The 8,647-nt window shown below is 33.1% G+C and carries 4 protein-coding genes; all 4 read left to right on the top strand.

The window, feature by feature from the left end:
• Positions 1-35: 35 nt before the first annotated feature.
• The 4 genes from Q8S45_RS05040 (at position 36) to Q8S45_RS05025 (ending at position 8,631) form a co-directional block, all read left to right on the top strand.
• Positions 36-5,381, top strand: coding sequence for a LamG-like jellyroll fold domain-containing protein (locus tag Q8S45_RS05040; RefSeq protein WP_305601831.1), 5,346 nt, complete (start codon positions 36-38; stop codon positions 5,379-5,381).
• Between the two features lie 42 nt (positions 5,382-5,423).
• On the top strand, positions 5,424-5,594 hold the full coding sequence (locus Q8S45_RS05035; RefSeq protein ID WP_305601829.1) for a hypothetical protein: 171 nt from the start codon (positions 5,424-5,426) through the stop codon (positions 5,592-5,594).
• Between the two features lie 354 nt (positions 5,595-5,948).
• Positions 5,949-8,270 (top strand): PAS domain-containing hybrid sensor histidine kinase/response regulator, encoded by a 2,322-nt coding sequence (locus tag Q8S45_RS05030; protein WP_305601827.1) that lies wholly within the window; start codon positions 5,949-5,951, stop codon positions 8,268-8,270.
• Positions 8,263-8,631, top strand: a complete 369-nt coding sequence (locus Q8S45_RS05025; RefSeq protein WP_305601825.1) for a response regulator transcription factor — start codon at positions 8,263-8,265, stop codon at positions 8,629-8,631. The genes Q8S45_RS05030 and Q8S45_RS05025 overlap by 8 nt, the downstream gene beginning before the upstream one ends.
• Positions 8,632-8,647: the final 16 nt, after the last annotated feature.

Below are 8,647 nucleotides of genomic sequence, written 5' to 3'. Positions count from 1 at the left end.
CCACAGTAACTAGCAATGCTCCCGCAGCTTTTCCTTTGGGGTCAACAACAGTAACTTGGACTGTAACTGATAACGCAGGATTACAAGCTACAGCAACGCAAATAGTAACAATAACGGATAATATTCTTCCAACCATTACTGCAATAGTTGATAGAAATGAGAACATAGGCGCTTCATGTAGCTTCACCATTCCAAATTATACTGGATTAACCACAGCTTCGGACAATTGTACAGCTGTAGCAAGTATTACAAAAACACAATCACCTGCAATTGGAACGGTTCTTAGCGGACATAACACCACACAACTTATTATTATTACAGCTAATGATGGCAATGGAAATACTCAAACAACAACGTTTACCATAACGTTGAAAGATGTAACAAATCCCACAATTTTAGTTGGTATTAACCAAACTGCTAATACTGCAGCAGGATTATGTTCAGCTTCAGTAACGGTATTAGATGCTACTTTTGGAGATAATTGTACGGGTGTCACTTTGACTTATACATTAAGTGGAGCTACTATAAAAACAGCTACTTCAGGGCAAGTTGGTACTCATACATTTAATAAAGGTGTAACTACAATCAACTATACAGTAACAGATGTAGCTGGAAATAGTACAACAGGATCAAAAACTATTGAGGTAAAAGATAATGAAAACCCAAATGTAATTACGTTACCTGATTTGTCAGCTGAATGTTCACTAACCGTTACCCCTCCAACAACAACTGATAACTGTGATGGAACTATAACAGGTACTACAGGGGTAAGTTTAACTTTTAATAAAAACGGAACTGAAATAATTTATTGGACTTTTACTGACAGTTCTGGAAACTCAATTGTAGTTCAACAAAATGTAACTATTAATGATATCACTGAACCAGAGCCTTCACTTACATCGTTGCCAAATATTACAATTATTGGTTGTCAAATTTCAAATATTGGAGAATTGCCCAATCCTCCTACTGCAACAGATAACTGTGATGGAAGTAGTATTCAAGGAGCTCTAAGCACTGGATTTGTATTTCCTTGGATATTTTCTGGTACTCAAACTATTGATTGGCAATTTGTAGATAGCAATGGCAATATAGCTATTCAATCACAAAATATTACCCTAACACCTATTCCAGTGAGTGGAGGAACATTGCAAGGAACATTTGAAGCTACTGTTTTTTCGAATCAAATAGATATTTCTTCTTGTGGAACTGCCATTTCTATAGAATTGAATTTGAGTGGCGAAAATGGTACCATAGTGCGATGGGAAAAATTTGCAGAAAATAATGGTATTTGGGTAGCAATTACAGATGCTGATGGAGATAACCATAAACATACAGCTTCATTTCCTATAGGAGGATTAGTTTCTACATATTATAGGGTTTTAGTTCAAACAGGAACATGTTCAGAGTATTCTAATCAATTTTATGTGAGAGCTCTTCCTGCTGGGGATGCTCCAACTGTTGAAAGACTTGACCCAGATGAGTTTTACTGTTTAGGTGATCAGGTAAATTTAAATGCTAAAAGTAATTATTCGGCAACAGGAGTTCCTGGGATACCCAATTCATCAGGAGATTTTAATCAAGGGCAATTGAACACTCAAGATCCAAATGGTTGGTTAGTTGATGGAGATGTTCGTGGATTTACAGCAGGTGGGAGTGCTACTAAACCCCGGAATTGGTCGGCTAAAACCTGTGGAAGTGGTGCTAATGGGATTATTAATTACTGTGGTGGTGATGGTAAATATGCAATAGCCTATGGGAATTATTATGAAACCGATAAGAAAGGCAAGCCAGTCTACGACGGTAATATACCAACTACGCTAGAAACTCCAATATTTGATCTATCAAATGCCCTTTCTGCTAGCTTAGATTTTGATCAAGCTTATTATTTTTCGAATAATGACTATGCAATAATTGAAGTATCAATTGATGGTGGAGTAACGTATTCAACCCTTAGATTAATGCACGGAATTGGAACAGGTGTTAAAGCATGGTTTACTGACCCTACTGTTACTGCTGCTCAAAAAGTAGGTGCCACTGCAACTAATTATAATTTTAAGAATGATAATACATCTATTTCTCTTGCAGCATACATAGGCCAAAGCAATGTTCGAATAAGATGGTCATTTACCGGAACTACTGATCAAAGTACATGGGCTATGGACAATATATTTGTTAATAAAGAGGAAATTGTTGAAACTGATATAGAGTGGACAGACGGTATTGGAGATCCTAATGTACCACCAATTGCAGGAGGAGCTACTGAGGTTCCAATTTCGTTTATACCAGATGCTCCAGGGTTTCATCAATATGGAGGAACAGCATTAATCAATGGTTGTAGAACGTACGATTCAGCTGGTACAGCTTTAATTGATATATATGTCTCTTATTCTTATGCTGGTGAACCTGTTGTATATACAAGTGAAGAGTGTGGTCAAAATACTGTTCAGTTGAATGCATATGATAATAGAATATCCGCCACTTTAAATGCGGCAAAAGGTACTTTTGTAATTCCCCCTGGTTGTATAAATTGTGATGACCCTGGAACAGGAGATGAAGGAGTATGGTCTATTTCTGATAATAGCATTTGTGGAGGAGGATCTTTTTCGGATATAAATGACCCTAATGCCCTTTTTACAGGAGAAGCTGGAACCTATACTTTAACGTGGACAGTTAATGGATGCGGAAGTAATGTAACAGTAACAACAACAAACTGTAACAAAATAGACTTTGATGGAGATAATGATTATGTTGATTTTAATAATACTAACTTTCATCTGGATAATGGAGCCTTTAGTATTGAAACTTGGGTAAAACCCGAATCAATAGCAGGTACGTATACAATTTTTTCAAAACGAGATGCTAATTTTTCAGGAAGTGCTCAAGGGTATGATTTACGAATTGCTAATTCAGGAGAAGTATCTTTTAACTGGGATAAAACTGGAACAATCAATTCTTCACCTTATAAAATTAATACCAATCGTTGGTATCATATCGCAATAACACGTACAACATCAGCAGAATACAGGTTGTATATTGATGGGGTCTTAATTAAGACACAAGGAGGGCCTGCGCCTAAAGTTAATAATAATAAAGCAATTTTAGGAGCAATGGATTCTAATGGGGCAATGGATCCAATAAACTATTTCAATGGTTGGATGGATGAAGTAAGGATATGGGATGTGGCTTTAACATTAGATCAATTGCGCCAAATGATGAATCAAAAAATTATTTCTAGTCCAACTGTTGCCGGAAATGTGCAAGGTGTGATTATTCCTATCGACATTAATGGCTTATCTTGGAGTAGTTTAAAGGGATATTATCAAATGGAACCTGCCTATGTGGCTTGTGGTTATTTAAATTCAACTACAGGTTTAATAAAAGGGAAGTTAAAAAATATAACAAGTGATGAAGAACAAACCGCACCGATACCATATGTTTCTGGAGGAAATGGTAGTTGGACCACAATGAGTACCTGGGCGCAGCCATCGGTATGGGATTTCCCGAATAGTACAGGTATTAATGGCGCACCAATAAATTGGAATATTGTAAGAACTACTCACAATATTACTTCAGGTGCTAGAGATATTACCGTTTTAGGGTTATTATCAGATTCTGGCGAATTAACTATGTCTGGCGTTACGGGTTCAGATGGAACTGGAACAGGACAAGGTTTGTGGATTACTCACTATTTAAAATTGAATGGTGTTATTGATTTAGAAGGAGAATCTCAGTTGGTACAAAAACGTTACATACCTGCTTACACACCTGAACAAAGTGAAAGTATTTTTGATGCAAGTAGCTCTGGTTATATTGAACGCGACCAGCAAGGCAAAAAAAGTAGTTTTAACTATAATTATTGGTCATCTCCGGTGAGTCCAAGAGGTGCAACTAATAATGCTCCTTATTCTGTAGGTAGTGTTTTAAAATATGGCACATTACTTTCTAGTCAAGTTCCTGTAATTTTTGGAGACGGAGCTTATTTTGCGGATGGATCTAATGGAACTAATATAAAAATTAGTAATCGTTGGATATATTCTTATAATTCCACTACTGTTGGCAATACTGATTGGCAAAATTACTATCAATGGAATTATAAAGGAAGTACAGGCTCTATTGGAGCAGGAGAAGGATTTTCAATGAAAGGAACGGGGGGTGCAGCATCAATTGCTACGTTGCAAAATTATGTTTTTGAAGGCAAACCTCATTCTGGAACTATTTCACTAAGTATGATACCTGGAAGGTCTTATTTAATTGGTAACCCTTATCCTTCTGCCATAGATGCTGATGAATTTATATTAGATAATTTAGCAGGTAGAGCTAGTGGCAATATTTTTAACGGCGCACTTTATTTTTGGGATCATTTTGTAACAGGTAAAAATCATATATTAGCGGAATATGAAGGTGGTTATGCAACTTACACATTAATGGGAAGCGTTGTGGCTAAAGCAAATCTTTCTTTAGGTGCAAATACACTCTCTACTGGTTCAAAATTATCTAAACGTTATATTCCTGTTGGACAAGGTTTTTTTGTTAATGGCACTTTAGATCCAAAAGTGGCAGGAACAGTTGCTGTTGCAGGTGGTTTCTTAGTTTTTAAAAATAGTCAACGTATATTTGTTTCTGAGTCGAGCGGCTCTTCAATTTTCTTGAAAAGTTCTGAATCAAAAGGAACATCAACTTTGGTAAATGACTCAAAATATGTTGATTCTAGACCAAAAATTAGATTGCAATTTGATTCGCCATTAGGCTACCGTAGAGGTTTGTTAGTTGGGGTTGATGATAGAACTACTAATGAATTTGATATTGGATTTGATGCACCTCTAAATGAAGATAGTAAAGAGGATATGTTTTGGCAACTTGGTAAAGGAAAATTGGTGATTCAAGGTGTTAATAATTTTAACAAGGATCAAGAATTGCCTTTGGGTCTTAAAATTGATAAAACCGGTTTAGCTTCCATAAAAATTGAGGCACTCGAAAATATAGATGAAGGATTTGAACTTTATATTAAAGATAGTTTTACAGGCGAAACCTATAAAATTAATAAGCAACCATTTGAAATAAACCTAGAACCTGGTGAATATTTGGACAGATTTGCATTGGTGTTTCAGCCTCGTTTAAAAACATTGAGTGAAATTAAATTAGCTGAAGGTATTTTTACCTATATGAATAATAGAATTTCAGAACTACAAATCGCAAAAATTGTTGATACAGAAATAACCGATGTTACTTTATTTAATTACCTAGGACAAACTGTAAAATCTTGGAATTCTAATTTTGCTGGCAGAAAATTGTCTTTGCCAATAAATGCAGCTACAGGTGTTTATATTGTTCAAATAAACACTATAAACGGTACTGTTAACAAAAAAATTATTATTGAATAATAGTGGAGAATTACATATTTTCAAAAACTACATTTAATACCAATGAAAAGAAAAGAGGTATCCTATTTTTTATGGGTGATATTATTGTTGTCAAGCACAGCAATTTATTCACAAGATCCGCCACCCCCAGTTGGGTTGCCAATTGATGGGGGTATTGTGTTGTTGGTAATTTTTGGAGTTTTTTATGGTGTGTTTTGCGTATTAAAAAGATAAATAGTGGTTTTAATTTTTTCCTTCAGATACCATTTTTTAAACTTGAAGGTTTGAAATTGTTAATCAATAATTTTAACAAAATTTGTCATTCATAATTTATACTTGTTAAAAATAAATTCGGCTATATAATTGTATAACCGAATTTTATTTTTGTGGGTATATAGATTTTAAAAAATTTAATTATTACCAATAATATATTGAAACAAGTATTTCGTATTGTAAAACGTGTTGTAAAATGATTATATTTGATTAATGATTTAAAAAAATGCTGCAAAAAAAATAATTAAGCAGTAATTCTTAAAAATACTTTAACTTTAGTTGTTGAACTATTATATTAATTTGAAAAACTAGAAATTGAAAAAGAATGTACCTAATCTTAAATTGACCGAATTACTAGATTCGGTTAGCGTTATAGTAATTACCTGCGATGAACAGGGTAATGTAACCTATTTATCACCCGAAACATCAAAAATTAGTGGCTATAAAACAGAGCAATTACTTGGATTGGCTTGGTGGGACCTTACTTTTTTTTCAAAGGAAGAAGGTCAATTTTTTAAAGAAAAGGTTATAAAATTATTATCAGGAGAGGCTAATGTAGATCCAATTCCGTACGAGCGAAAAATTAGATGTTTAGACGGAAGTTATAAGTGGATTGAATGGCGAGATTCATTATCACAAAATAACAATTATGTTTCTGTTGGAGTAGATATTACAAATTGGAAAATAGCAAAAGAGTTAAAAATTAATTCTGATGTTATTCTTAAAAATGTAGAATCAATGGTTTTTGTGAGTGATAAAGATGGGAATGTTATTTATGCTTCACCTTCGGTTGAAAAAATGTTAGGCTTCAAGGTGGAAGAAATTATGGGCGATAATTGGTGGAATTTGACCTATGACACTATTGAAGAAGCAACAAAAGTTAAAAAAGCAATTCACGATTATGTGTTTTTTAACACTAAAGATTTTACAGATATATCTAAAAGAAAAATAAAAACTAAATCGGGTAATTACAAATGGATTGAATGGCAAGTATCAAAAGGAACTGATGAAAGTTACATATCTATTGGAACAGATATTACGAATAGAATTTCAACCGAATTAGAGCTGAAAAAAGCAAAAGAAACCGCTGAAAAATCGTTAAAAGTTAAAACTGAGTTTTTGGCCAATATGAGTCACGAAATTAGAACGCCATTAAATGCAATTATTGGATTTACAGATTTGTTGTTAGAAACACAGCTAAATCACGAACAGAAAGAACATTTAGAGACAATGCGAAATTCGGGAGATATTTTGCTTTCTCTTATTAATAACGTACTGGATCTTTCTAAACTTGAATCTGATAAAATTCTAGTTGAAAATATAGATTTTGATTTACATAAAAATCTATATGAAGTTGTTAAATTAATGAAGATAAGAGCCGATGAGAAAGGAATTTTATTAAATTTATTAATTGAGGACAATGTTACAAGAAACGTAATTGGAGACCCTACTCGTTTGGGTCAAATATTGCTAAATCTTATTGGGAATGCTATAAAATTTACTAATGAAGGATCTGTTTTATTAATGGTTAAATTGGTTGATGAAAAACAATCTAACGTCAAAATTTACTTTGAAGTTAGAGATACTGGTATTGGAATTTTATCCAATAAAATTAATACAGTTTTTGGCGTCTTTACTCAAGCAAAAAGTGATACGTCGAGAATTTATGGAGGCACTGGTTTAGGCCTCGCTATTGTTAAGAAGTTAGTAATTCTATTAAAAGGCGATATTAAGGCTGAAAGTGTTTTTGGAGAAGGCAGTGTGTTTAGAATGACACTTCCTTTTATTAAAAGTGTTAAAAGTTTTGGAGAACTTAAATTGGATAAAATAGGTGAGATAAGTGAAAATTTGAATCTTTATGTTTTACTTGTGGATGACAATATTACTAATCAGATTGTTGCAAAAACTAGGTTAGAGCGTTGGAGTTGTAAGGTAGATGTTGCAAATAACGGTATTGAAGCCGTTAAAATGGCACAGATAAATAATTACGACATTATTTTAATGGATATTCAAATGCCTGTTATGGATGGTTATGAGGCATCCAAAATTATTAAAAACGACATTTCTGAAAAAGCTGCCAAAATACCAATTATAGCCATGACTGCTTATACTTCGTCCGAAGATATTAAACGCGCAAAGGACGCGGGTATGATAGATTATGTTTTTAAGCCATTTAGGCCTAAAGATTTATTTTTGAAATTATTAGAACATAGTAAAGTCCCATTATCAGAAACATTAGTAGAAAGTAAAAAGGTTAAAACCCCTTTTATTTCATTTAATCACACAAAATTTGTAGATTTAAAGTTCATTAAAGAAGAAACCTCCGATGAGAGCAGCATTGTTATTTTATTAATTCAGTCTTTTTTAAATGATATTGATGAATTTTTAAAAGTGACCAAATTTGGAGTAAAAGAACGTAATTGGGAGTTATTGTATAATGCAGCCCATAAAATTAAGCCAAGCGTAAGTATGTTTGGTATTGCTTTATTAGAGCCAACAATTTATAATATTGAGCAAAATTTTAAAAATGAACATGACGTTATAAAGGGTGTAGAATTGTTAAAATCAAGTATTTTAATTTTTAAAAAGGTAAAAAATGAACTTGAAAACGAATTAAATATTTTGAAAAATGGATAATTTAAAAAAGATTGTACTAGCTGAAGACAATTCAACCTTGTCCTTACTGCTAAAATTTAGATTAGAAAAGGAGGGATTTCAACTTTTTATGGCAGAAAATGGGAAAGAAGCGGTGAACCAAATAGAAACAAATAATCCAGATCTTATTTTAACAGACATAATGATGCCTTATATAAGCGGATTAGAACTTATTAGTCATGTAAGAAACAAACTGAATTCAAAAACACCTATTATAGTCTTTTCTTCGGCAGGCCAAGAAGAAATGGTTTTAAAAGCATTTAACCTAGGCGCAACAGATTTTATGGGTAAACCTTTTAGCCCAAATGAATTGGTTATTAGGGTAAAGCGAATATTAAGTTAAATAAATTTAAACGGCA

It is taken from the genome of Lutibacter sp. (assembly GCF_030692605.1).
Classification (GTDB): Bacteria; Bacteroidota; Bacteroidia; order Flavobacteriales; family Flavobacteriaceae; genus Lutibacter.
The sequence above is the reverse complement of the archived record's forward strand: the minus strand, read 5'-3'. Positions and strand labels throughout refer to the sequence as shown.

Coding starts and splice junctions, on each gene's coding strand:
- Q8S45_RS05035 (WP_305601829.1), top strand. CDS start 5,424: ATGAAAAGAAAAGAGGTATCCTATTTTTTATGGGTGATATTATTGTTG.
- Q8S45_RS05025 (WP_305601825.1), top strand. CDS start 8,263: ATGGATAATTTAAAAAAGATTGTACTAGCTGAAGACAATTCAACCTTG.